Source organism: Curvibacter sp. EU05-FHT14A10, assembly GCF_058791075.1.
Genome location: NZ_JBYTDE010000016.1, coordinates 26,670 through 50,574 on the forward strand (window position 1 = coordinate 26,670; position 23,905 = coordinate 50,574).

A 23,905-nucleotide genomic window follows, 5' to 3' on the forward strand; every position below is an offset into this window, starting at 1 on the left:
CAGGAAGCGATATGGATGACATCGTTCGACAGGCCATGGCCAAGTGGCCCAACGTGCCTGACTGCTATGGCTGGCTGGGCCTGGATGCTCGTGGCCAGTGGTACATGCGTGACGACCGTGCGCAGGCCCTTGGCAGCTTCGCCAGCGGCCAACCGGGTGCCCGTGGCTCCGTGTTGCGGCACGACAAACTGATCGACTTCATTCAGCGCAATTACGAGCCCGATGCCCGGGGCTGCTGGTATTTTCAGAACGGGCCTCAGCGCGTCTATGTTGAGCTGGAAGCCACGCCATGGATCTGGCGCATCAATGACGCATTGCAGGTCAGCAGCCACTCGGGCCGCGAGGCTCAGGTGCAACACTGTCTGCTGGATGAACAGGGCCGGGTCTACCTGGGGACTGATCTGGGCCTGGGGCTGGTGCACACCCTCGATGTGGGCCATGTCGCCAATTCCGTGGAGGCGGGCCTTTGGACGCCAACGGAGGTGGCCTCTGACAGCTTGCCCGCCCGCTTTGGCTATGTGCTGAGCCCCGCTGCGGGCCTTGCCGCTACTTGATTGCCGCGGTCTTGGCAGCGTCAGCAGTCGATGCAGAAATGAAAAAGCCGGCCTATGAGACCGGCGTTTTCACACTGACAGCCCAAGGGGCGCAGCGCGATGACTTTATTTGGCTTCTTCAGCGGCGGCTGGCGCCTTGGGTTCGGGGAAGTTCGCACCGCCATTGTTGGCCATGTAGGCCACGCCACGCGCCACTTCAACGTCAGAGAAATCGCCGCCGCCCTGAGCGCCCATGGCACCCTTGCCCTTGAGGGCAGAATTCACCAGCGATTCGAAACCGGTCTTGATGCGCGGAGCCCAGGCCGCTGCGTCGCCAAACTTCGGCGAGCCTGCTGCACCCGTGGCGTGGCAGGCTGAGCATTGGGCTTTGAACACTTCTTCGCCAGAGCGCAGAGGGCGGTTGGCATCGCGAATGTCCACTGCGCCCACCTTTTGAATGCGTTCGGCCAGAGCCCGCTCTTCATTGCCGGAACCCACCGCCGGCTTGTTGCCCGAGGTGACATACGCGACCAAGCCGATGATCAGAAACACCGGGATGACAAACGAAAAAATAACCGCCACCAGCAGTTGCTTGGGGTTTTTGATCGGGCCGGTGTGTGCGTCTTCGTGGATGTCGCTCATGGCGTCCTCAATGTTGTGGTAAGGCTTGAAACTTAACTTTTGATTATAACGACGGGGCACCCTTGGCTGACCAGGGGCTTGCCCCGAGGGTGTTGCATGCAAGCCAAGTTGATCGCTTGTGTCGGGCCTGATTCGCTGCGGCGTGCGTGAAGGTCATGCGTCCGTCACATCTGCCGCTTACGCTCAAACCCGTGAACCAGTCGGGCTTGGCACGCACCTGAACTTCGGTGCTGGTGCCGCTGGGCCAGCGGTTGAATGAGGGGGGGCGCCACCTGCGCTTGCGCGCAGGCCGGGGTGCTCCATTGCGACGGGATGGCGCCGGAAGGCGCCGTCCCGCTTTTTTGGGCCTGTCTTTCGGCTGCTCATGTCGGATCCGATGAGCGCCGGTCCGCGCGCCAGTGGCCGCCGAGCACCTGATAGACCGAAACCTGGTTTTGCAGCCGATTGAGTTGCGCCTGCACCCGTTGCTGTTTCTGGCTCAGCCAATTGCGTTGGCTGGCCAGCCAATCGAGTCGGCTGCTCACGCCCATCTCCAGGCTGCGTTCGGCCAGGTTCGCCTGGGCCTGCGCCGCCGTGGTCTGACGCTCGGCCGCATCGAGTTGCTGCACAACGGCCTGACGTTCGGCCAGTGCGTCTGCCACCTCGCGGAAAGCCGATTGGATGGCTTTTTCGTACTGGGCGGTGGCGATGTCGCGGCCCACTTTGGACGCGTCCACCTGGGCTTGGTTCTGCCCCGCATCCAACAGCGGCAGACTGGCCTGGGGTGCCAGTGTGAAGCCCTGCGAGCCGCTCTTGAACAGCCCCGAGAGTTGGGGGCTCAGACTGCTGACGCCGGCGGTCAGGCTGATGCGGGGGAACAGGGCAGCCCGGGCTGCGCCCACATTGGCATTGGCGGCGACCAACGCCTGCTCGGCCTGGGCCACGTCGGGCCGCCGCAGCAGCAGTTCGGAGGGCAGGCCTGGCGCCAGGTCGGCCCAGGGGGACACATCCAGGGTGCTGGCGTCCAGGCTGTCGTGCAGGGGAACCGAGTCGGGCAGACCCAGCAACAACTGCAGCGCGTTTTCATCGCGTTGGTGCTGCAGCTCACCCTGGGCCAGGGCTGCACGTGCGGCCTGGGTCTGGCTTTCGGCCTGCAGCAAATTCTGTCGCGCCAACGTGCCGTGCTGCGCTGCGCGCTGGGTCAGTTGCAGGGTGGCTTCCAGGTTGAGCATCGTCTCGCGCAGCAAGGCCAACTGGGCCTCATCGGCCAGCAAGGTCAACCAACCCGTGGCCACACTGGCAATCAGGCTCAGGCGGGCACTTTCGTAGGCCTGGGTACTGCCCAAGTATTGGGCCAGGGCCTGTTCCTTCAGGCTGGCCACACGCCCGAAAAAGTCGAGTTCGAAGGCCGTCACGGTCAACCCGACCGAGTAGCTGCTGCCTTGCACCGTGCCCATGGTCGTGGCCACGGGCGCACGTGACCCGCCTGCCGATCCATTCAAGGTTGGCCACTGATTGGCGCGGCTGATCTGAAACTGGGCCCGGGCCTGTTCCACCTTGAGGGCTGTCACCCGCAGGTCACGGTTGTTGGCCAAGGCCTGGGCGATCAAGGGCTGCAGCCGGGCGTCGCTGAAATAGTCCGCCCAGTCCCCGTTGCGGACAGGCCCTGCCGAGTCCTGCGCCGATCCCGAGGCAGGCCACTGCGCCGGCAGCGACACGACAGGCCGCTGGTAGTCCGGCAACTGGCTGCAGGCGGCCAGCAGCCAGGGCAGGGCCAGAAGATGCAGGCGCTGAGGCAGACGCAGGCGCACGGCAGGCAACGCTGGTTTGGTGGGGTGGAGCAAGGGCTCAGTCATGCGGGACTCCAGGCAAAGGATGGGCCGCTGGTTGGGCACGCCTGGGCTTGAACAAGGTGCGTACCACCACAAAAAACACCGGCACAAAGAACACGGCCAGCGTCGTACCGACCAGAATGCCACCCAGCACCCCGGTGCCAATCGCGCGCTGGCTGGCAGCGCTGGCGCCATGGGCAATGGCCAGTGGCAGCACTCCCAGCCCAAAGGCCAGCGAGGTCATGATGATGGGGCGAAAGCGCAGTCGCACGGCTTCCAGCGTGGCCTCCAGCAGGCCCTTGCCGGCGGCCTGGGTGTCTTTGGCGTACTCCACGATCATGATCGCGTTCTTGGCCGACAGACCGATGATGGTGATCAGGCCCACTTGAAAGTACACGTCGTTCGAGTAACCGCGCAACAGGGTGGCCAACACCACCCCCAGCAAGCCCAGGGGGACCACCAGGATCACCGACAGCGGGATCGTCCAGCTCTCATACAAGGCGGCCAGACACAGAAACACCGACAGCAGCGCGAAGCCATACAGCACCGTCGACTGCGATCCCGCCTGGCTCTCCTGCAAGGACTGTCCGGTCCACTCGTAGCCGAAGCCCTCGGGCAACTCGCCCGCCAGGCGTTGCATCTCGGCCATGGCCTCCCCGCTGCTGTGGCCCGGGGCTGCGCTGCCGCTGAAGCGCACGGCGTCGTAGCCGTTGTAGCGCACGGCCTGCATGGGGCCGTTTTGCCAGTGGGTGGTGGCGAAGGTGGACAGCGGCACCAAAGCGCCCGTGTTGCTGGGCACCTGGAACTGCAACAGGTCTTCACCCTGCATCCGGTGCGCCGCATCAGCCTGCACCACCACGCGCTGCATGCGGGCCTTGCTCGGGAAGTCGTTCACATAGCTGCTGCCCAGCAGGGCGGACAAAGCGGCGTTGATGGCAGAAAAGCTCACGCCCTGGGCCTGGGCCTTGTCGCGGTCGATCTGCAGGTGCAGTTGCGGGGCATCGTCCAACCCGTCCACCCGCACCTGTGACAACAGCGGGCTCTTGGCCGCTGCGGCCTGCAATTGGGCGCGTGCGGCCATCAAGGCCTCGTGGCCTTTGCCACCGCGGTCCTGCAGCCGGAAGGTGAATCCGGTGGAGTTGCCCAATTCGGGAATCGGGGCTGGGTTCAGTGGCAGGATGAAGGCGTCGCGCACCTGCATCAGGGCCCCGAAGGCCCGCCCGACCACGGCCTGCGCCGAATGTTCCGGGCCTTGACGATCCGACCAATCCTTGAGCGTGACGAAGGCGAGCCCGGCATTTTGTCCGCTGCCTGAAAAGCTGAACCCCAGCACGCTCACCATGCTCTTCACCTCTGGCTGCGCGAGCACGTAGCGCTCCACGTCCTGCATCACCTCCAGCGTGCGGTTTTGCGAGGCCCCGGCCGGCAGTTGGGCGTTGATCAGGATGCTGCCCTGGTCTTCATCGGGCAGAAAGGCCGTGGGAAGACGCTCAAAGACCAGCAGGGCGGCACCGATGAGCGCCCCATACAGCACCAGATAGCGTGCGCTGCGTTGGAGCAGGCGCGTCACCGTGCTCTCATAGCCCGAGGCGGTGCGCGAGAAGCCCCGATTGAACCAGCCGAAGAACCCCTTGCGCTCGTGCTGGGTGCCCGCGGGAATCGGCTTCAGCATCGAGGCACACAGTGCAGGCGTCAAGGTCAGCGCCAGAAAGGCCGAGCAGGCGATCGAGGACACCATGACCACCGAGAACTGGCGATAGATGTTGCCCACGGCGCCGGCAAAAAAGGCCAGCGGCACAAACACCGAGATCAGCACCACGGTGATCCCCACAATGGCACCGGAGATCTGGCCCATGGCCTTGCGGGTGGCTTCCATCGGTGCAAGCCCTTCGTCGGCCATGATGCGCTCGACCGCCTCAACCACCACGATGGCGTCATCCACCACGATGCCGATCACCAGCACCATGGCAAACATGGTCAGCACGTTGATCGACAGGCCCATCACCAGCATCGTGGTGAACCCGCCCAGCAGGGCCACCGGCACCACGATGGCCGGGATGATTGTGTAGCGCACGTTCTGCAGAAACACGAACATCACCACAAATACCAGCACCAGGGCTTCGAACAGCGTTTCGGTCACCTGGCTGATGGAGATTCGCACAAAGTTGGAGGTGTCGTAGGGAATCGCCCACTTCATGCCCTTGGGAAAGTAGTGCTCCAATTCGCCCATCTTCTGGCGCACTGCGGTGGCCGTGGCCAGGGCGTTGCCGGTGCTTGACAACTGCACGCCCAGGCCCGAAGCCGGCACCCCGTTGAGCCGGGCCGAAGTGGCATAACTGGAACCGCCCAGCTCGACCCTGGCCACGTCGCGCAGGCGCACGGTGGAGCCATCGGGGTTGGCACGCAGCACGATGCGGCCAAAGTCTTCGACCGAGGCCAGCTGACCACTGACCACCACGGTGGCCGAGATCTCCTGACTGGGCAATTGGGGCAGGTCACCGATCGCCCCCGAGGCCACTTGCGCGTTTTGCGCCGCGATGGCGGCGTTCACGTCGGCCGGCGACAGCTTGTAGCTGACCAGCTTGGCCGGGTTGAGCCAGATCCGCATGGCGTGTTCGGCACCAAACTGCTGCACCTGCCCGACGCCCGCCAGGCGCTGGATCTCGGGCACCACGTTGCGGGCCACGTAGTCGCCGATCTCGATCGGGCCGAAGGCCGGGTCGTCTGAAGACAGCAGGGCAAACAACAAAAAGTTGTTCGACGCCTTGGACACCACCACGCCTTGCTGATTCACGGCCGCAGGCAGGCGTGGCGTGGCCCGGCTCAGGCGGTTCTGCACATCCACCTGGGCCAGTGCCGGGTCGGTGCCCGGCTCAAAACTCAGGGTGAGGGTGCCGGTGCCATCGGCTTGGGCCACCGACTCCATGTACATGAGGCCGGTCGCACCGTTCATTTGCTGTTCGATCACACTGATCACGCTGTTCTTGAGCGTTTCGGCCGACGCCCCCGGGTAGCTGGCGTTGAGCACGATGGTGGGGGGCGCCACCGTGGGGTACTGGGCAATCGGCAGTTGGGTCAGGGAGACACAGCCCAGCACGACCACGAACAGCGCAATCACCCAAGCGAAGATGGGTCGGCTGATGAAGAAATTGGACATGGCGCAGCTTTCTCAGGGCTTGACGCCCGGGGCGGGCGGCGTGGCTGCCGGGGGCGCTTTCCAGGGCACGGGCTTCACTGGGGCGTTGCCGCGCAATTTCTGGAAGCCGTCCACCATCACCTGTTCCCCCGCCTTCAGCCCGCTCAGCACCACCCATTGGCCCGACACGGCCTGGGCGATCTGCACGGCTCTGACACCGACGGCCCCATCGGGGGCCACCACCATGACCGTGTTGCCGGTCTGGGTGCGGGTCACGGCCTGTTGGGGCAGCAGCAGGCCATCGCTGGCGCGTGCTTGCTCCAGCCTCACACGCGCAAACAGCCCGGGCATCAGCAAGCGATCGGGGTTGGGCACTTCAGCGCGAAGCGTCACCTGGCCCGAGCTGGCGTCCACGGTAACGCCTGAGAAAAACAGCTTGCCCGGGCGTGGATACTCACTGCCGTCAGGCAGCACGATGCGCACGCTGGCGGCCTGGGTACCTTGGGCGCGCTTGAGCTGCCCCTGGGCCAGGCTGCGTTGCAGGCGCAGCACCTCGTCGGCCGACTGAGTGAAGTTGACGTACACCGGATCCAGTTGCTGCACGGTGGTCAGGGGCGTGACCTGGCCCTGGCCGACCAGCGCGCCTTCGGTCACCAGGGTCTGGCCCACGCGGCCGGCAATCGGGCTGCTGACCCGGGCATAGCCCAGGTTCAGGCGCGCGGTTTGCACACCGCTTCGTGCGCCGGCCAGATCGGCCGTGGCCTGCTGTACCGCCAGCCGCGCAGCGACCAGGGCCTGCTGGCTCACGGCGCCGTCCTCGGCCAGGGGCCCGTAGCGTTGCAGCACATCCTGAGCCTGGGCCAGGGCTGCTTCGGCTTTCAGCACATTGGCCTGCGCGCTGTCGTGTGCCAGTTGAAAGGGCTCGGGGTCGATCTGATAAAGCGCTTGTCCGGCCTGCACCTCGCTGCCTTCTTCAAACAGGCGCTTTTGCAGGATGCCCGCCACCCGTGCCCCGATCAGTGCCACACGGTACGGCTCGATGCGACCGGGCAATTCGGTCTGCAAGCCGACCGGCCCTGGCTCAACCACCACCACACCCACCTCGGGCGGTGGCATCGCGCCCTGCGGCGGAGATTTGCCGGCGCGTTCACAGGCGCTCAACAGGGTGGTCAAGGCCAGGCACAGGGCCAGCGGGAGTGCGGGCCACCGGGCCTGCACCAAGGCACGGCTGCGTGCAGGCTGTCGGATGGCCGCGGGGGGCGTTTCGGGCATGGCTGTCCTTCGGGGGCGAGGGGGGGCGAACGGGGTTCGCCGCATCATCCGCCGGGGTCAGCGCTCGTAAATGCAACAAGTGCAAGCCTGGCTTGCGGCTTTGTCGGCAGTTGTTGCCAGGGCAGGCCCTGGATCCGGGCCACAAAAAGAAAGGCCCCGTGTTGGGGCCTTTCTGGGGGGCAGGGCGGGCGTGCCCGCTGCTGCTGGTGGCTCAGTTGGCAGGCTTTTGCGGGGCTGCGGCCACGGCATCGGTCCAGCCGCCGCCCAGCACCTTGTACAGCGTGACCTGGGTCTGCAACTGGCTCAGACGGGTTTGCACCAGGGCCTGCTGGGCGGTGAACAGCGAACGCTGCGCGTCCAGCAGATCGAGGTAGCTGGCCACGCCATTGCGGTAGCGCAGGTCCGACAACTCGGTCTGCCGCGTGGTGGCTTTCACCAAGGCCTGCTGGGCCCGCAGTTGGTCGCCCAGGGTGTCACGCCCGGCGAGGGCGTCGGCCACCTCGCGGAAGGCTGTCTGAATGGCTTTCTCATACTGTGCCACGGCAATGTCGCGGGCGGCCTGCGCCGTTTCCACGCCCGCCTGGGTGCGGCCGGCATTGAAGAGGGGCACCGACAACTGGGGCGAAAGGGTATAGCCCCAGGAGCCGCTCTTGAACAGGCCCGACAAGGCGCTGCTGGCGCTGCCGATGCCGGTGGTCAGGCTGATGGTCGGAAAAAACGCCGCGCGTGCCGCACCGATGTTGGCGTTGGCCGCGATCAGCGACTGTTCGGCCTGGCGGATGTCCGGGCGCTTGATCAGCAACTCAGAGGGCAGGCCCACGGGCACCTCGGGCAGCGTTGCCTGACTCAGGTGGGCCTGGCGCAGGGCCTGGCGTGCATCGTCGGGCAGGCCCTGGCCCAAGACCAGCACCAGGGCGTTTTCGTCCTGGGCGCGCTGGCGCACTTGTTGGGCCAGCGTGGCGCGGGCGCTCTCCACCAGCGATTCGGCCTGACGCAAGTCCAGCTCGGAGGCCGAGCCCTGGTCAAAGCGCAGCCGGGTCAGCTTGAGTGAGTCTTCCCGCGTGGCCAGGGTGCGGCCCGACAGGTCGAGCAACTCCTCGTCGGCCACCAGGGCCAGCCAGGCGTTGGCCACCGTGGCCACCAGGCTGATCTGGGCTGCCTTGCGGGCCTCGCCCGTGGCCAGGTACTGGGCTTGAGCCTGCTCCTTCAGCGCCTGCAGGCGGCCGAAGAAATCGATCTCCCAGGACGATACCAGCAGGCCACCGGTGTAGACACTGGTGGTACCGCCGCTGGTGTTGGGGGTGCGCGAGCCCGAGATCACGCCGTTGACCGCAGGCAACTGGTTGGCCCGTGCGATCTGCAGCGCGGCGCGGGCCTGTTCGATGTTGAGCACTGACACGCGCAGGTCGCGGTTGTTGTCCAGCGCCAGGGCGATCAGACGGCGCAGCGCCGGGTCGCTGAAGTAATCCTGCCAGGCCAGGTCGGCCGCGGCCTTGTTGCCGGCGGCCTGGGCTACATCGGCCTTCAGCGCCGGAAACTGCTCGGCCACCGGGGCGGCCGGGCGCTGGTAGGCCGGGATCATGCTGCAGCCGCCCAGCAGGGCGCTCAGGGCCAGCGCCACGGGCGCCAGGGGCAGGCGGAGTCGCCAGCTTGGGGTTTTACGCATGGTCTTGGCCTCCTGCGGCTTCGGCCACACCGGCCTGTCGAGCATGTTCTGCATAGATCTGGCGCTGGCGCTCGCTGCCCTTGAACAGCTTGCGCACCACCACAAAGAAGATGGGCACAAAGAACACCGCCAAGGCGGTGCCGGTGATCATGCCGCCGACCACGCCGGTGCCAATGGCACGCTGGCTGGCCGAGCCGGCGCCCGTGGCGATGGCCAGCGGCACCACGCCCAACATGAAGGCCAGCGAGGTCATCACGATGGGGCGGAAGCGCAGGTGCGCCGCCGCCAGGGCCGACTCGATCACACCGCGGCCCTGCGCTTGCAGGTCCTTGGCAAACTCGATGATCAGAATCGCGTTCTTGGCCGACAGGCCGATGATCGTGATCAGACCCACCTGGAAGTACACGTCGTTCGAATACGCCCGCAGCCAGGTGGCCAGCAGCACGCCCAGCACGCCCAGCGGCACCACCAGAATCACCGACAGTGGGATCGACCAGCTTTCGTACAAGGCGGCCAGGCACAGGAACACGGCCAGCACGGCAAAGCCGTACAGGATCACGGCCTGCGAGCCGGCCAGCTTCTCCTCACGCGACTGGCCTGTCCATTCGTAGCCAAAGCCTGCCGGGAGTTGTGCGGCCAGCTTCTCCATCTCGGCCATGGCCTCGCCGGTGCTGCGTCCGGGCGCTGCACCGCCGCTGATGCGCACGGCCGGGTAGCCGTTGTAGCGCACGGTCTGCATGGCACCGTTCTCCCAGCGGGTGCTGGCAAAGGTGGACAAGGGCACCAATTGACCGGCACTGTTGAGCACGCGCAGTTGCAGGATGTTGTCTGGCTGCATGCGCGCTGGCGCATCGGCTTGCACCACCACGCGTTGCAGACGGCCCTGGTTCGGGAAGTCGTTCACGTAGGTGGAACCCAGCGCGGTGGACAGGGCCGAGTTGATCGCGTTGAACGGCACGCCCAGGGCCTGGGCCTTGTCGCGGTCGATGTCGATCTGGAGCTGAGGCGCGTCTTCCAGGCCGTCGGGGCGCACCTGGGTCAGCACCGGGCTCTTGCTGGCCATGCCCAGCAACTGGTTGCGCGCATCGATCAGGGCCTTATGGCCCTTGCCGGCGCGGTCCTGCAGGCGGAACGTGAAGCCGCTGGCGTTGCCCAACTCAGGGATCGGTGGCGGGCTGAGCGGAAAGATGAAGGCATCGCGGATGCCCATCAGCGCGCCGAAGGCACGGCCGGCCAAAGCCTGGGCCGAGTGCTCTTCGCCATGGCGCTCGTCCCAGGGCTTCAGGGTCACAAAAGCCAGCGCGGCGTTCTGGCCCTGGCCCGAGAAGCTGAAGCCCAGCACGCCGACCATGCTCTTCACCTCAGGCTGCTTCAGGATGAAGCCTTCCACCTGTTCCATCACGCTGCGGGTGCGTTCGACTGTGGCGCCCGGGGGCAGTTGCACGTTCACCAGCATCGTGCCCTGGTCCTCGTTGGGCAGGAACGAGGTGGGCAGGCGCATGTAAACCACCACGGCAGCCGCACCGATGGCGACATAAATCAGCATGAAGCGGCCGGCCCGCTTGAGCAGCTTGGCCACCCAGCCTTCATAGCCCTTGGCGGCCCGGCTGAAACCTCGGTTGAACCAGCCGAAGAAGCCCTTCTTCTCGTGGTGATGCCCGGCCTCGACCGGCTTGAGCAGCGTGGCGCACAGCGCCGGCGTGAGCGACAGCGCCAGGAAGGCCGAGAAGGCGATCGACGACACCATCACGGCCGAGAACTGGCGGTAGATGTTGCCCACCGAACCGCTGAAGAAAGCCAGCGGCACGAACACCGAGATCAGCACCACGGTCACGCCGATGATGGCGCCCGAGATCTGGCCCATGGCCTTGCGCGTGGCCTGCAGCGGGGGCAGGCCTTCCTCGCTCATGATGCGTTCGACGTTCTCCACCACCACGATGGCGTCGTCCACCACGATGCCGATCACCAGCACCATCCCGAACATGGTCAGCACGTTGATCGAGAAACCCAGGGCCAGCAGTGTGGCAAAGGTGCCCAGCAGGGCCACGGGTACCACGATGGTCGGGATCAGGGTGTAGCGCCAGTTCTGCAGGAACAGGAACATCACCAGGAACACCAGCACCACGGCTTCGACCAGGGTCTCGGCCACCTGAGACAGCGAGATCTTGACGAAGCCCGAGCTGTCATACGGAATGGCGTAGGACACGCCGGCCGGGAAGTAGCGCTGCAGGTCTTCCATCTTGGCCTTCACCGCCTTGGCAGAAGCCAGGGCGTTGCCCGAGGGGGTCAGCTGGACACCGATGCCGGTGGCCGGCTTGCCGTTCAGGCGGGCCGAGGTGGCGTAGGTCTGGGCCCCCAGCTCGATGCGGGCCACATCCTTGAGGCGCACGGTCGAGCCGTCGCCATTGGCGCGCAACACGATGCGGCCGAACTGCTCCACCGAGGCCAGTTGGCCCTTCACCACCACCGTGGCGGCAATGCCCTGGCCGGTGATGTTGGGCAGATCGCCGATGGCGCCAGAAGACACCTGGGCGTTCTGGGCCGTGATCGCGGTGTTCACGTCGGCGGGCGCCAGGCCATAGCCGGTGAGCTTGGCCGGGTCGATCCACACCCGCATGGCGCGCTCGGTGCCGAACAACTGGGCCTGGCCGATGCCGGGCAGGCGCTGGATTTCGGGGATCACGTTGCGCGAGGCATAGTCGCCCAGCGCGATCGGGTCCAGTGCGCCGTTGTCCGACGACAGCATGATGAACAGCAGGAAGTTGCTGCGTGACTTGTCCACGCGCACCCCCTGTTGCGTCACTGCTGCCGGCAGGCGTGGCGTGGCGCGCGAAAGCCGGTTCTGTACGTCCACCTGGGCCAGGTCGGGGCTGGTCGAAGGGTCAAAGCTCAGCGTGATCGTGCCGGTGCCGTCCGCCTGGCTGACCGACTCCATGTAGAGCAGCCCCGGAGAGCCGTTCATTTCACGCTCAATCACACTGATCACGCTGTCTTCCAGCGTCTGGGCCGAGGCCCCTGGGTAGCTGGCGCTGATCACCACCGAGGGCGGTGCCACCGGTGGGTATTGAGAAATGGGTAGCTGGGTGATGGACACCCCGCCCAGCACCAGGATGAACAGAGCGATCACCCAGGCAAAGATGGGCCTGTCAATGAAGAATTTCGCCATGAATCAGGCTCCTCAGGACTTGGCGGCCGGGGCCGCGGCGGGGGCCGCGCTGCCCGGTGCCTGCCAAGGCACGGCCTTCACGGGCGCATCGCCACGCAGCTTCTGGAAGCCGTCCACCATCACCTGTTCGCCGGCCTTGAGGCCGTCCAGGATCACCCATTGGTTGCCCTTGCCCGCTGCCACCTTGACCGGGCGCGGGCTGACCTTGCCTTCGGGGCTGACCACCATCACCACGTCACCTTTTTCGCTGCGGGTGACCGCCTGCTGGGGCAGGGTGATGGCATCGCTGGCCTGGGCCTGCTCCAGGCGCACCCGCACATACAGGCCCGGCAGCAACTGGCCGCCCGGGTTGGGGACCTCGGCACGCAGCGTGATCTGGCCGCTGGTGCTGTCCACCGTCAGGTCCGAGAACAGCAACTTGCCGGCCTTGGGGAACTCGCTGCCGTCATCCTTCACCAGGCGCACGCTGGCCGCTTCGGCACCAGGTGCCCGCTTCAGTTGGCCATTGGCCAGCGCATCGCGCAGTTTCATCACCTCGGCGGCCGACTGCGTGAAGTTGACATACAGCGGGTCGATCTGTTGCACCAGCGCCATCTGTGTCGCCTCGCTTTGGCCCACCAGCGCCCCCACGGTCACCAGCTCGCGGCCGATGCGGCCCGAGATCGGCGACGTCACCGTGGTGTAGCCCAGGTTGATCTTGGCGGTCTGCAGGGCCGCCTTGGCCGAGGCCAGGTCGGCTTCGGCTTGTTTCTGTGCCGCTTCGGCGTTCACGTAGTCCTGTTTGCTGATGGCATTGGCCTCCACCAGCGGCTTGTAACGGGTCAGCTGGGCGCTGGCCTGCATCAGCGTGGCTTCGGCCTTGGCCACGGCGGCCAGGGCGCTGTCATGGGTGGCCTTGTAGGGCGCTGCATCGATCTGGAACAGGGGCTGGCCTGCCTTCACGTCGCTGCCTTCGCGGAACAGGCGCTCTTGCACGATGCCGGCCGCACGTGCCCGCACCTGCGCCACACGCGAGGCCTCCAGGCGACCCGGCAACTCGGTTTGCAAACCCACCACGCCCGGGGTGACCGTGACCACGCCCACTTCGGTGGGCGGCATGCCGCCACCCGGGCCACCGGCCCCTCCCTGCGCACCCGAAGGACCGCAAGCGGCAAGAACGGCACTCAGCGTGCCCACAGTCATGAAGAGAGGCAGGCGGCTCAGCAAGGGCCGGCGCTGCGGTGCGGCGACTGCCGCAGGTTGGGATTCGGTCATGTCCGTTTTCCGGTGTGAGTGTGTTGGTATCGGGTAAGACTTGCTAGGGTCAACCCGTACTGTGTCTTGTTCATGTAAAAAACGAAAGGGCAGTATACATACATTCGTGAATGTATGATGTGGGCTGCAATTCATACCCACAACAGGAGACGCCATGGCCCGCCGAACCAAAGAAGATGCCCTTGCCACCCGGCACAGCCTGCTGGACGCGGCCGAGCGCGTGTTCTCTGAAAAAGGGGTTTCGCGCTCGTCGCTGAATGACATTGCCGTGGCGGCAGGCACCACGCGCGGCGCCATCTATTGGCACTTCAAGGACAAGGCCGATCTGTTCAACGCCATGATGGACCGCGTCACCCTGCCCATGGAGGAAGCTTTGCAGCAGATGGGGCGTGAGCCCGGGCGAGACCCGCTGGACGACCTGCGCCGCGCCACCCTGGACGTGTTGCGCAAGATGACGCAAGACCCCACAACCCAGCGGGTTTTCGAGGTGGCCAGTTACAAGGTCGAGTACGTGGGCGAGGCCCTGGCCATCAAGGGCCGGCACCTGGAGGCCCGCAACGACTGCCTGGCTGAAATGACCCGCAGCCTGCAGGCCGCAGCGCAATTGCGGGGGGTGACATTGCACCTGCCGGTGCAGGCCGCGGTCATCGGCCTGCATGCGCTGCTCGATGGCTTGATCCAGAACTGGCTGTTGTCACCCGAAGAATTTGACGTGGTGACCATCGGCCAGCAGGCCATGGACACCTACCTGGCCGGCCTGGGCTTCAGCCATCCCGCGCCATGAAATCCAGCAATGCCACTTGATGGCGCTGGCGCCGTTGCATCGCAAGCCCTCCGGCCCGTGCCATAATCCGCGGATCGTTTGCCTGTCATCAGGCACGCGGCTGTAGCTCAGTGGATAGAGTATTGGCCTCCGAAGCCAAGGGTCGTGGGTTCGATCCCCGCCAGCCGCACCAAACACGTTCAAGCCCTTGATCTTCAAGGGCTTTTTCGTTTCTGGGCTGTTTGCTGCATCGCCTTGCGGCAAAGATCGAACGTGGTGGTGGTCATCTGTCACAAGGCCAGGGTTTGGGCCGTCTAGGGACTACCATGACCTGTCTTCGCACTTGCCCCTCCCTTTTTCCAGTGTCTGACGCCGATACCGACACCTTTGTGGCTTTGCGGCCGCGGCTCTTTGGCATGGCCTATCGCATGCTGGGCACGCGTGCCGACGCTGACGATGTGCTGCAGGAAGCCTGGTTGCGCTGGCATCGCACGGATCGGGCCGCACTTCAATCGGGCGAGGCCTGGCTGGTGACGGTGGTGACGCGTCTGTCCATCGACCGCCTGCGTGCGGCCAAGGCCGAGCGCGAGGCCTATGTGGGCTTCTGGCTGCCCGAGCCCCTGGTGGCCGTGGACGATCAGGGACCCGAGGCCGTGGCCGAGTTGGCTGACGATCTGTCGATGGCCTTGCTGCGGGTCCTGGAGCAACTGTCGCCCGAGGAGCGGGCGGCCTTTTTGCTGCGCCAGGTGTTTGATCACGATTACGCTGACATCGCTGCCACCCTGGGCAAGAGTGAGGCGGCCTGCCGTCAATTGGTGCACCGAGCGGGCCTGCGCGTGAAGCAGCCCCACGGTGGGCCGCCGCCGCGGTTCACGGTGCCCCGGGCGCGTCACCGCGCCTTGCTTGCCCGCTTCATGCAAGCGGCCCAGAAGGGCGATCGCGCCAGCCTGCAGGCTTTGCTGGCCGACGATGTGGAGCTGATGGGCGACGGCGGCGGTCGCGTGGCATCGGTTGCGCACGTGCTGCGCGGTGCTTTCCGTGTCACGAATCTGTACTGGGCCGTGGCGCGCCGGCTGGGGGACCAGATCCGTTATCGACAGGTGCTTGTCAATGGCGAGCCGGGGCTGTTGCGCTATGTGGGTGGGCAGCTTGAATCAGCCCAGGCCTTTGTGTTGGATGGCGAGCGCATCGTGGCGGTGTATGTGGTGCGCAACCCTGACAAGTTGGCGGGCATTGCCTTGCAGGCTTGAGGCGTGTTGTCACAAGTGGCCAGCCCCGGGCGTCTAACAGGGGAGAGGCCGCATCGGGTGGCCTCCGAACTGAACAGAAAGCCCATGCCATGCAGACCCCTGCTGCCCGTGTCCCCTACATCCAACTGGCCCCCAAGGCCTTTCAAAGCCTGCTCGACCTGTCTCAAACCCTGAAGAAAGGCCGCCTGGGCGAGCGGCTCATCGACCTGGTGTGGCTGCGTGTGTCGCAGCTCAATGGCTGCGCCTACTGCATCGACATGCATGGACAGGATCTGCTGCGCCAGGGCGTGACGCCGCGCGAACTCAATGCGGTGGCCGGCTGGCACGAGGCGCCTTTTTTCAGCGAGCGTGAACGCGCGGCGCTGCGCTGGGCGGAGATCATCAACGCCACCCCGAATGGCGATGCCAGCGATGCCGAATTTGACCGCCTGGCTCAGCAGTTCTCACCTGCCGAGATGGCTGAGTTGGGCTTTGCCATCGCCACCATCGCCGCCTGGAACCTGCTCAACGTGGGGTTTCGCCAGCCCCTGCCGATTTGAAGCGCCCGAGCGGGAAACTGACAGTTACAACTTGGCGCACGAGAGGTCATCGACGGTTGAAACCGGGGCGTTGAAGGTAGCAACCAGGCCTGTTGCCTGGGGCTCAACGAGAGAAAAGGGCTTTGCCATGAACAAGCTGTTCGCCATCCTTCCCGCCGCCGTGCTGTCTGCTTGCGTCTCCATGGGCGCCTGGGCCCAGGCCCCGGCGGCCGCCACTGCCGCCACCCCGGTCACACCGGCGGTCGCGGCTTCTGCGGCAGGGGTGAAACCCGTTGAGGTCAAGCCTGCGGTGGCCAGCACCGTGGGCCCTGCCGCCACACCCTCCGCATCGGACAAGGTGAGCCCCACCCAGGCGGCGCCAGCACCGACCGCCAAGGCCAAGTCGCCCACCCCCCTGCATGCCAAGGCAGGGCACAAGACCGTGCACCCCAAGGCCGCCAAGGCCAGTGTGAACAGCGGTGCCTCAATCAAGTGAGTGCGGGCGCGTCAGGCTCTGAGAGCGCCTGACGCATCCAAGTTCTTCACTGGGCAAGTGTTCAGCACGGAACCAACTCAGACGGCATCGCTCACAGTGAGCCTGCCCGGATGGGTTCCTGTCGATCCGGTTCGGCCCCGTCGTTTCACGGCGGGGCTTCTGTCGTTTGTTCCTCTTTGTTCTTGACCGATGCTGCTGCGCCTTCTTCTCCCCATCCTCCTGCTGTCTCCTTTGTTGCTGCCCTTGGGCCAGGCCCATGCCGAAGACGGCGACGGTGATCTGGCCCAGCGTTATGCCGATGTGCAACGCTGCATGGCGCGCGGCCTGGGGCCCCATTGGGATCGCACTTACCAGATCGACCAGGTGCGCAACCGCTGGGGCGGGCTGGAGCCCAAGGCGCAGTCGCTGGAGAGTGCGCCACAGGGTGTGCGCATCACCGAACTTCGTTGCCGCTACCAGGCTGGCCTGCAGGATGCAGAACGGCCTTGAGTGGGCTCATCGTCGTCAACCGCAAGAGCCGAGGTAGCCGCAATGGGTGCAGAACTCGCAGCCGTCCTTCTTGACCAGCGCATGGGCGCCACATTCGGGGCAGGGCTTGCCCGGCGTGACCTCCATGTGCGGCAGCATGGCGGGCTCGCCTGGCGCCGGCACTGGGGCCTGGCCCGGGGCCGCAGCCCGCGACGCCTGTTGGCGCAGCGCCGGGATCACCCGGCCTTCGTCGTCGAGAAAGCCACGTCGGTACAGGATCTGTTGCACTGCGTAGGCGATGGCCGCGACTTCCGAGCTGTGAAAGCGTGGCACCCGGGTGCCGTCGGCCTTGCGGTAGTAGCCCGAGCGCACGGGGCCTTTGTCCCAGGTCACCTTGCGCAGATCGGCCAGCGCCTTGGGCAGTCGCCCATCGCGGGCCGTCAGCGACAGTACCCGGGCCACAGCGGTCACCCATTGCTGGGCCTCGTCGTTCTGGCCCGCCGGGATGAACACCTCCAGCGGGCGCTCCACCGTTACCCTTTGGCCATCCAGAAAGCCTTCCACGCTCACGAAAGACACCACCAGGTACAGCGACTTCTGGCCTTCGGAGGTGTGGTAAACCAGTTTCTCGGTCACCGCCGGGGTCTCACCTTCGGGGCGCTTTTCGATGCTGATGCGCAGCGGGTCCATGTCCAGCGGGGCCGGCGCGGGGCTGGGGCTGGCGCCGGAGGGATTGGCGCCGGCCGCTGCGGTGGCAGGCACTTCCAGCACCGAGCCCAGGGTGTCGTTGGGGCGGTAGGTGGCACACCCCTTCAGGCCATAGGCATGGGCGCGCAGGTACAGCTGTTTGAAGTCCTCGAACGGGTAGTCGGCCGGTACGTTCACGGTCTTGCTGATGGCCGTGTCGATGAAGGGCTGCACCGCGCCCATCATCGCCAGGTGCTCATCGCAGGACATGGCCAGCGCGGTCACCATCGAGTTGGGCAGCACCTGGCTCACGCGCAGGCGCTGGCCTTCGTGGCTGAACTCATCCTGATAGCGGCACACGGCGTCCAGCACGGCGTTGCCAAAGGCCGGCTCCAGCGTGCCGAGGAAAACCCGCAGGCCGTGGTCCACCACGGCAAAGGCCTGGGTGCCGCCTTCTGGGGTGCGCTTGTTGCGCGTGTAGGCGAGCGAGAAAGGCGGCTCGATGCCGTTGCTGGCGTTGTCGGCAAAGGCCAGGCTCACGGTGCCGGTGGGGGCGATCGACAGCAGGTGGCTGTTGCGGATGCCGTGCTCGCGGATGCGTGCCTTCAGGGCCTCGGGCAGGCGCGATGCAAAGGTACCGGGCGCCAGATAGGCCTCGGCCTGCAGGGCCGGGAACGGCCCGCGTTCGATCGCCAGGTCGATCGAGGCGGCGTAGGCCGCGTCACGCATCAACTCGGCGATGTGGGCGGCCTGACGTCGGCCGGCCTCGCTGTCGTAGCGCAGGTTCAGCATGGCCAGGGCATTGCCCATGCCGGTGAAGCCCACGCCGATGCGCCGTTTGGCCATGGCCTGTTCCTGTTGCTCTTTCAGCGGCCAGGGCGTGGCATCCAGCACGTTGTCGAGAAAGCGCACCTGCAGTCGCACCGAGGCGACGAAGCCGGCTTCATCGAAGCGCGCCGCCGGCGTGAAGGGCTGCTGCACAAAGCTCGGCAGGATGATTGGGCCCAGATCGCAACAGCCATAGGCACACAGCGGCTGTTCGCCGCAGGGATTGGTGGCGACGATCTCTTCGCAGTAGCGCAGATTGTTGTCTTCGTTGACCCGATCGAGAAAAATGATGCCCGGCTCGGCGTAGTCGTAGGCCGAGCGCATCACGCGGTCCCACAAGGCGCTGGCACTCACCTCCTGGTACACCCACAGGCCATCGTCGCGTTGGAAGGCGCCTCGCTCGATCAGGGCCCGTGTCGGGCGCGCCTTGTGCACCAGCTGCACCTGGCCTTGCGCGGCCAGTGCCTGCATGAAGGCCTTGGTCACCCCCACCGACACATTGAAGTTGTTCCAGCGCCCCTTGGTGCGCTTGGCTTCGATGAACTCCTGCACGTCGGGGTGGTCGATGTTCAGGATGCCCATCTGCGCGCCCCGCCGCGAGCCGGCCGCCATCACCGTGCGGCACGAGGCGTCGAATACATCCATGAAGGTGCAGGGGCCGGATGCGTCGGAGTTTGTGCCTTTCACCAAGGCGCCTTTCGGGCGAATCGCCGAAAAGTTGTAACCCACACCGCCACCGCGGCGCAGGGTTTCGCTGGCCTGCGACAGCGCCGTGTAGATGCCAGGCACGCCATCTTCGTCGTAGCCGACCGCCGCATCGCCCACGGGTTGCACAAAGCAGTTGATGAAGGTGGCGTTGTGGCCCGCACCGGCCGACGCCATGATGCGCCCGGCGCCAATGGCCCCGGCCAACATGTTGAGGCGGAACTTCTCGCCCATCTCGGCGCGCAATTCGGGGGTGGGCTCGACCGAGGCCACCGCCCGCGCCACGCGCTCGAACACCTGGCCGGCCGAGGTTTCACCCAGTTCTGCCTGACAGTATTTCTCCTGCAGCACCTCGGTGGTGATGCTTTGAGGGGCGAGCGCCGCGGCGGTGGCGGTGACGGCAGTGTCCATGGGTATTCCTTGGGTGGCGGGGCACCGAAAAGAACGCAGCATAGGCCCGACTTGAGTGCTGTGCTTGACCCTGATCAGCAAGAGGTCTCGCCTCCTGTTGATCATGGGAAGCTGTGTCAGGAGACAACCCAGGCATGTGCCTTGCTTGAGATGACTGTGATGAGTGCAAATCTAAAACAATGTTTTTTAAGTGAAACGGATCCCGGTGTTTCCGCTTGGCGGTGGGCGTCGCGCACTGTTTTGGCCCTTGGGTGCACCCCGCTGGCTCGGCCTGGTGCCGAAGCGCCGCACTGAACCCGGAGACACCATGCGCATCCCGCATCTGCAAGATCCCAGTACCCCGTCGGGGGGCCGCTTCCATCCAGCCCCAGACACCGCACCCCGTCTCAAGGCCACGGTGGACGATGGCTCGATCCGGGCCACGGCCATTTTGCTGACTCAGCAAGGCCTGGCCGAAGCCCTGCAGGGCGGCGGTGACTGGGCCGAAGCCGCCCCCTTGACCCTGGTCGAGACCGAGCGCGGCGTGCTCACCCTGTGGGCCTTGGTGAAAGACGTGGTGGCCCGGCCCCAGGCCGAGGCCGTCTTGGCGTCGCTGCTCAGCCAGGCGCTGAGTCTGCGTCTGCGCGGCGTGGCCGAAGGCCTGGCCCTGCTGGGGCGGCAGGCGCTCGAACCGCTGGCGCCGTCACCGGTGCGTTGAATCGTCAGGCCTGGCCCGGTATTTCAAGCGCGGCCCATGCCACGGGCAAACCATTGGCGTGCCAGTCGGTCCCAGAAGGTGGCGCCCAGGCCCAGGACGTCGTCATTGAAGTCGTAATGCGCGGCGTGCAGGTTCACACCGGTCTGGCCAATGGCTGCGTTGCCGATCCAGCCGTAGGCGCCGGGCACCTGCTCCAGCATGAAGCCGAAATCTTCGGCGGTCATTGCTGGCAGCACGTCGGTGTGGGCCTGCTGCGGGCCGACCACCTCAGCCATCACCTCGCCCATGAAGCGAGCCTCGCGGGCGTGGTTCACGGTGCAGGGGTAGCCGGGCTTGATGATCACGCGCGCGGTGCAGCCATGGGCTTCGGCCACGTGGGTGGCGATGCGTTCGATGCCCGCCACCAGCCGTTCCAGCGTCTCGGGCTGCAGGGTGCGACAGGTGCCGTACAGGGCGGCCTCGTCGGGAATGATGTTCTCCACTGTGCCGCCTTCGATCTTGCCGACCGTGAGTACCGCGCTGTCCAGCGGGTCGGTCTGGCGTGACACCAGCAACTGCAACTGGCCCACGATGGCGCAGGCCACCGGGATCGGGTCCAACGCAGCGTGCGGCTGGGCGGCGTGGCCGCCACGCCCCGTCACGCGGACCTCGAAGCGGTTGGCCGAGGCCATGATGGGCCCCACCCGCACACCCATCTGGCCGGCTGGCAGGGCGGGCCAGTTGTGCAGTGCAAACACGGCCTGCATCGGAAAGCGCTCGAACAGGCCCTCCTGCATCATGGCCCGGGCGCCGGCACCGCCTTCCTCGCCGGGCTGGAAGATGAAGTGCACGGTGCCGTCAAAGTCGGCTTGCCGTGCCAGCAAGGTGGCCGCCCCCAGCAGCATGGTGGTGTGGCCATCGTGACCACAGGCGTGCATGCGGCCCTCATGCTGGCTGGCGTGGCCGAAGGTGTTGAGCTCCTGCACCGGCAGCGCGTCCATGTCGGCGCGCAGCCCCACCGCCGGCCCCGGGTTGGCAGCGTTGCGGCCACGGCCGTGCAGCGTGGCCACCACCCCGGTCTGCGCCAGGCCCCGGTGCACCGGCAGGCCCAGGGCCTCCAGGTAGGCCGCCACACGGGCGGCGGTGCGCTGCTCTTCGTATTTCAGCTCGGGGTGGGCATGCAAGTCGCGGCGAAAGCCGATCAACTGACCCAGGTAGGGGGTGATGTCGGGGGTGGATGCGGTCATGGTGGCGGGGGCCTGCTGCGCAGCCTTGGCGCGCCGGGCCCGGAGGCTGGACAAGGCGCTCATTGTCCATCTTGTGTCGCCATGGCGGGCGTTGGCAATGCCCTTACCTTTGCAAACCTGTTTCACAAATGGGAATCATTCGCATTAAAATTGGGCGAATGACCACCGTACCTCATCCGCCCAAGTCCGCCAGCCGCCCACGACGGCGCTCTTTCAACCCCGGTCAACCTGCCACCCACCAGGGTTTCAGCCTGCATGCCCTGGCGGCTGCGATGGCCCTGGCTGCCCCCGCGCTGCAGGCTTTGGCTGCGGAACCGGTCGCCCAGACCCTCAAAGAGGTGACGGTCTCGTCCGGCCGTGATGCCAGCACCGAAGGCACCGGCGCCTACACCACCCGCGCCACCAGCACCGCCACCCGGCTTGAGTTGTCGATCAAGGACACGCCGCAGTCCATCAGTGTGATCACGCGCTCGCAGATGGATGATTTCGCGCTGCAAAACGTCAACGAGGTGCTGGACAACGCCACCGGCATCCAGGTCGAACGCATCGAGACGGATCGCACCTACTACAGCGCCCGCGGCTTCGACATCAGCAACTTCCAGGTCGATGGCCTGGGTCTGCCCTTCACCAACGGGGGGCAGGAGGGTGACTTGGACACCGCGCTGTTTGACCGTGTCGAAGTGCTGCGAGGCGCCAACGGGTTGATGTCGTCCACCGGCAACCCCTCGGCCACCATCAACTTCGTGCGCAAGCGCCCGACCACCGAATTCCAGGCCTCGGCCGGCCTGAGCCTGGGCAGCTGGAACAACCGCCGTCTGGACGCCGACATCGCCGGCCCGCTGAATGCCGCCGGCACCTTGCGCGGGCGCCTGGTGCTGGCCGATCAGGACAAGAACAGCTACCTCGACCGCTATTCGCTGCACAAGCAGGTGCTGTCTGGGGTTTTGGAGGCTGATCTGGCTCCCGGCACCCGCCTGAGTGCGGGCCTGAGCTACCAGAAGAACCAGCCGCGCGGCAGCATGTGGGGTGCCCTGCCGCTCTACAACACCGACGGCAGCGCCACCAACTACCCCGTCTCCACCAGCACGGCGGCCAGTTGGAGCAACTGGAACACCTCCGATACCCGCAGCTTTGTCGAGTTGGCCCATCAGCTCGACAGCGGCTGGCAGGTCAAAGGCGTACTCAGTCAGCGCCTGCTGCGCTCCGAGGGCAATCTGTTCTATGCCTATGGCACACCCGACGCCAGCTCCGGGCTGGGCCTTTACAGCTACCCCTCGTACTACCGCAGTCGCGAAAAGCAGACCCTGGTCGACCTCTATGCCAGCGGACCGTTCGAGCTGGCTGGGCGCCGCCACGAACTGGTGCTGGGGGCCAATACGGCGCGCAGCGATACCCAGCAACTGTCCTGGTACAGCGCCGACATCGGCACCGCCTTGCCCTCGCTGAGCGACTGGACCGGCAACTACACCCAACCGAGTTTTGATGCCTATTCGAACAGCGCCAGCTTTGCGATCCGGCGCCAAAGCGTTTACGGCACAGCCCGCTGGAACCTGTCTGATCGTCTCAAGCTGTTCACCGGGGGCAACGTGACCCAGGTCGACAGCAGCGGACAGAACTATGGTGTGCAGCACCAGTACGCCAAGACCAAGGCCTTGCCTTACCTGGGCGGCACCTATGCATTGGATGCCCAGCACAGCCTCTATGCCAGCTATGCCGGCATCTTCAATCCACAGACCGAGGTGGGCGCCAATCTGCAGCCCCTGCCTCCCATCGAGGGGCGCAACCTCGAACTGGGCGCCAAGGGGGAGTGGTACGAGCGCCGACTGAATGCCTCGGCCTCGGTGTTCCGCACCCAGCAGAACAACACCGCAGAAGCCACGGCCACCTATGTGGGCAGTACCTTGGTCTACCGCACGGTCGATGCCACCTCAACCGGATTCGAACTCGACGTGGCCGGTCGACTGACGCCGGCTTGGGAGCTCAGTGGGGGCTTCACCCACATGCGCATCCAGAACGACAGCACCGGTGCCGACGCGCGCACCTACGTACCACGCCAGACCCTGCGCCTGTCCACCGTCTACAAGCTGGATCGGATGCCGGGGTTGAAGTTGGGGGCCAATCTGCGCTGGCAGAGCCACATCTCACGCGACCAGGGCGTGACCGATACCCAGGGGCGTGAAGTCATCACGCGCCAGGCGGCCTACGCCCTGGTCGGCCTCATGGCCCGCTACGACATCGACGCCCACTGGAGCGCCACCTTCAACATCGACAACCTGACCGACCGCAAGTACATCAACAGCCTGTACTGGGCGCAAGGCTTCTATGGGGCCCCCCGCAATGCCAAGCTCAGCGTCCAGTGGCGCTTCTGAGCGCGTC

General features: G+C 65.8%; 17 protein-coding genes and 1 tRNA gene. 9 read left to right on the forward strand and 9 right to left on the reverse strand.

All coding sequences use genetic code 11. From position 1 onward, the window contains the following. Window positions 1–11 precede the first annotated feature (11 nt). Window positions 12–554: a DUF2946 family protein gene (locus tag AC3WUT_RS24160; protein ID WP_492349608.1), complete on the forward strand. Its 543-nt coding sequence runs from the start codon at window positions 12–14 to the stop codon at window positions 552–554. 105 nt (window positions 555–659) lie between these two features. On the opposite strand, the gene AC3WUT_RS24165 is transcribed toward AC3WUT_RS24160, so the two are convergent. From AC3WUT_RS24165 to AC3WUT_RS24195, 7 genes are all read right to left on the reverse strand, one after another. Next, window positions 660–1,175: a c-type cytochrome gene (locus AC3WUT_RS24165; RefSeq protein ID WP_492349609.1), complete on the reverse strand. Its 516-nt coding sequence runs from the start codon at window positions 1,173–1,175 to the stop codon at window positions 660–662. 362 nt (window positions 1,176–1,537) lie between these two features. Next, the gene (locus tag AC3WUT_RS24170; protein WP_492349610.1) at window positions 1,538–3,010 is read right to left on the reverse strand and encodes an efflux transporter outer membrane subunit; all 1,473 of its coding nucleotides are present in this window, start codon (window positions 3,008–3,010) and stop codon (window positions 1,538–1,540) included. Further along, complete coding sequence (locus tag AC3WUT_RS24175) at window positions 3,003–6,143, reverse strand: efflux RND transporter permease subunit (RefSeq protein ID WP_492349611.1); 3,141 nt, start codon at window positions 6,141–6,143, stop codon at window positions 3,003–3,005. Before AC3WUT_RS24175 ends, AC3WUT_RS24170 begins: the two co-directional genes overlap by 8 nt. Before the next feature lie 12 nt (window positions 6,144–6,155). Next, window positions 6,156–7,394 (reverse strand): efflux RND transporter periplasmic adaptor subunit, encoded by a 1,239-nt coding sequence (locus tag AC3WUT_RS24180; protein WP_492349612.1) that lies wholly within the window; start codon window positions 7,392–7,394, stop codon window positions 6,156–6,158. 211 nt (window positions 7,395–7,605) lie between these two features. After that, on the reverse strand, window positions 7,606–9,060 hold the full coding sequence (locus AC3WUT_RS24185; protein WP_492349613.1) for an efflux transporter outer membrane subunit: 1,455 nt from the start codon (window positions 9,058–9,060) through the stop codon (window positions 7,606–7,608). Next, on the reverse strand, window positions 9,053–12,226 hold the full coding sequence (locus AC3WUT_RS24190; RefSeq protein WP_492349614.1) for an efflux RND transporter permease subunit: 3,174 nt from the start codon (window positions 12,224–12,226) through the stop codon (window positions 9,053–9,055). Before AC3WUT_RS24190 ends, AC3WUT_RS24185 begins: the two co-directional genes overlap by 8 nt. 12 nt (window positions 12,227–12,238) lie before the next feature. Continuing rightward, on the reverse strand, window positions 12,239–13,480 hold the full coding sequence (locus tag AC3WUT_RS24195) for an efflux RND transporter periplasmic adaptor subunit (protein ID WP_492349615.1): 1,242 nt from the start codon (window positions 13,478–13,480) through the stop codon (window positions 12,239–12,241). Between the two features lie 154 nt (window positions 13,481–13,634). On the opposite strand from AC3WUT_RS24195, the gene AC3WUT_RS24200 reads away from it, so the two are divergent. The 6 genes from AC3WUT_RS24200 to AC3WUT_RS24225 all read left to right on the forward strand — a co-directional run bounded on the left by AC3WUT_RS24200 (window position 13,635) and on the right by AC3WUT_RS24225 (window position 16,996). Beyond that, window positions 13,635–14,264, forward strand: coding sequence for a TetR family transcriptional regulator (locus AC3WUT_RS24200; protein WP_492349616.1), 630 nt, complete (start codon window positions 13,635–13,637; stop codon window positions 14,262–14,264). Between the two features lie 96 nt (window positions 14,265–14,360). After that, a tRNA-Arg gene (locus tag AC3WUT_RS24205) sits at window positions 14,361–14,436 on the forward strand. 133 nt (window positions 14,437–14,569) lie between these two features. Continuing rightward, window positions 14,570–15,493, forward strand: a complete 924-nt coding sequence (locus AC3WUT_RS24210) for an RNA polymerase sigma-70 factor (RefSeq protein ID WP_492349617.1) — start codon at window positions 14,570–14,572, stop codon at window positions 15,491–15,493. Window positions 15,494–15,582: 89 nt separating this feature from the next. Next, window positions 15,583–16,032: a carboxymuconolactone decarboxylase family protein gene (locus AC3WUT_RS24215; protein ID WP_492349618.1), complete on the forward strand. Its 450-nt coding sequence runs from the start codon at window positions 15,583–15,585 to the stop codon at window positions 16,030–16,032. A gap of 127 nt (window positions 16,033–16,159) precedes the next feature. Then, window positions 16,160–16,507, forward strand: a complete 348-nt coding sequence (locus AC3WUT_RS24220) for a hypothetical protein (RefSeq protein WP_492349619.1) — start codon at window positions 16,160–16,162, stop codon at window positions 16,505–16,507. A gap of 189 nt (window positions 16,508–16,696) precedes the next feature. Then, the gene (locus AC3WUT_RS24225) at window positions 16,697–16,996 is read left to right on the forward strand and encodes a hypothetical protein (protein ID WP_492349620.1); all 300 of its coding nucleotides are present in this window, start codon (window positions 16,697–16,699) and stop codon (window positions 16,994–16,996) included. 15 nt (window positions 16,997–17,011) lie between these two features. Here the strand turns inward: AC3WUT_RS24225 and AC3WUT_RS24230 are convergent, their stop codons facing one another. Continuing rightward, a complete protein-coding gene (locus AC3WUT_RS24230; protein WP_492349621.1) occupies window positions 17,012–19,606 on the reverse strand; it encodes an adenosylcobalamin-dependent ribonucleoside-diphosphate reductase in 2,595 nt (864 codons plus the stop codon). A 307-nt stretch (window positions 19,607–19,913) separates the two neighbouring features. Between AC3WUT_RS24230 and AC3WUT_RS24235 the strand changes: the two genes are divergently transcribed. Beyond that, complete coding sequence (locus tag AC3WUT_RS24235) at window positions 19,914–20,303, forward strand: hypothetical protein (protein ID WP_492349622.1); 390 nt, start codon at window positions 19,914–19,916, stop codon at window positions 20,301–20,303. A gap of 23 nt (window positions 20,304–20,326) precedes the next feature. Here AC3WUT_RS24235 and AC3WUT_RS24240 read toward each other — a convergent pair whose 3' ends face one another. Next, window positions 20,327–21,529, reverse strand: a complete 1,203-nt coding sequence (locus AC3WUT_RS24240) for a M20 aminoacylase family protein (RefSeq protein ID WP_492349708.1) — start codon at window positions 21,527–21,529, stop codon at window positions 20,327–20,329. A gap of 158 nt (window positions 21,530–21,687) precedes the next feature. Between AC3WUT_RS24240 and AC3WUT_RS24245 the strand changes: the two genes are divergently transcribed. Then, window positions 21,688–23,898 (forward strand): TonB-dependent siderophore receptor, encoded by a 2,211-nt coding sequence (locus AC3WUT_RS24245; protein ID WP_492349623.1) that lies wholly within the window; start codon window positions 21,688–21,690, stop codon window positions 23,896–23,898. Window positions 23,899–23,905 lie beyond the last annotated feature (7 nt).

Bases quoted from the DNA above. Each gene is read 5' to 3' on its own strand.
- AC3WUT_RS24230 (WP_492349621.1), bottom strand. From the start codon at position 19,606: ATGGACACTGCCGTCACCGCCACCGCCGCGGCGCTCGCCCCTCAAAGC.
- AC3WUT_RS24180 (WP_492349612.1), bottom strand. From the start codon at position 7,394: ATGCCCGAAACGCCCCCCGCGGCCATCCGACAGCCTGCACGCAGCCGT.
- AC3WUT_RS24220 (WP_492349619.1), top strand. From the start codon at position 16,160: ATGAACAAGCTGTTCGCCATCCTTCCCGCCGCCGTGCTGTCTGCTTGC.
- AC3WUT_RS24215 (WP_492349618.1), top strand. From the start codon at position 15,583: ATGCAGACCCCTGCTGCCCGTGTCCCCTACATCCAACTGGCCCCCAAG.
- AC3WUT_RS24190 (WP_492349614.1), bottom strand. From the start codon at position 12,226: ATGGCGAAATTCTTCATTGACAGGCCCATCTTTGCCTGGGTGATCGCT.
- AC3WUT_RS24210 (WP_492349617.1), top strand. From the start codon at position 14,570: ATGACCTGTCTTCGCACTTGCCCCTCCCTTTTTCCAGTGTCTGACGCC.
- AC3WUT_RS24240 (WP_492349708.1), bottom strand. From the start codon at position 21,529: ATGACCGCATCCACCCCCGACATCACCCCCTACCTGGGTCAGTTGATC.
- AC3WUT_RS24200 (WP_492349616.1), top strand. From the start codon at position 13,635: ATGGCCCGCCGAACCAAAGAAGATGCCCTTGCCACCCGGCACAGCCTG.
- AC3WUT_RS24195 (WP_492349615.1), bottom strand. From the start codon at position 13,480: ATGACCGAATCCCAACCTGCGGCAGTCGCCGCACCGCAGCGCCGGCCC.
- AC3WUT_RS24165 (WP_492349609.1), bottom strand. From the start codon at position 1,175: ATGAGCGACATCCACGAAGACGCACACACCGGCCCGATCAAAAACCCC.
- AC3WUT_RS24175 (WP_492349611.1), bottom strand. From the start codon at position 6,143: ATGTCCAATTTCTTCATCAGCCGACCCATCTTCGCTTGGGTGATTGCG.
- AC3WUT_RS24160 (WP_492349608.1), top strand. From the start codon at position 12: ATGGATGACATCGTTCGACAGGCCATGGCCAAGTGGCCCAACGTGCCT.
- AC3WUT_RS24225 (WP_492349620.1), top strand. From the start codon at position 16,697: ATGCTGCTGCGCCTTCTTCTCCCCATCCTCCTGCTGTCTCCTTTGTTG.
- AC3WUT_RS24170 (WP_492349610.1), bottom strand. From the start codon at position 3,010: ATGACTGAGCCCTTGCTCCACCCCACCAAACCAGCGTTGCCTGCCGTG.
- AC3WUT_RS24185 (WP_492349613.1), bottom strand. From the start codon at position 9,060: ATGCGTAAAACCCCAAGCTGGCGACTCCGCCTGCCCCTGGCGCCCGTG.
- AC3WUT_RS24235 (WP_492349622.1), top strand. From the start codon at position 19,914: ATGCGCATCCCGCATCTGCAAGATCCCAGTACCCCGTCGGGGGGCCGC.
- AC3WUT_RS24245 (WP_492349623.1), top strand. From the start codon at position 21,688: ATGACCACCGTACCTCATCCGCCCAAGTCCGCCAGCCGCCCACGACGG.